Origin of the sequence: Campylobacter sp. RM19072, assembly GCF_024723485.1 — a bacterium.
GTDB classification, from domain to species: Bacteria; Campylobacterota; Campylobacteria; order Campylobacterales; family Campylobacteraceae; genus Campylobacter; species Campylobacter porcelli.
In genome coordinates this window covers 1-207 of the sequence record NZ_JANQCU010000078.1, presented here as the reverse complement: position 1 = coordinate 207, position 207 = coordinate 1, and the positions used below count along the sequence as shown (strand labels likewise).

At 23.7% G+C, this 207-nt stretch carries 1 protein-coding gene; it reads right to left on the bottom strand.

All coding sequences use genetic code 11. From position 1 onward, the window contains the following. The coding region (locus CSUIS19072_RS08510; protein ID WP_337212295.1) for a hypothetical protein at positions 1 to 207 on the bottom strand (207 nt) is incomplete at both ends.

The window sequence follows — 207 nt, the reverse complement described above, 5'->3', positions numbered from 1 at the left end:
TTGATTTTTAATGCTATCTATTATATGCTTATTAGAGATATTATTTATATCTTTTTCATTTATTATCTCATCTATACTGCCTTGATTATTGATTGTAGTTATCTTGCTTTGGTTGCTAATACTGTTTATATCTTTTTGATTATTGATATTATCAATTTTATTTGAGTTATTAAGCGTGGTTATAGTGTGGGTGTTGATTAAATTTGA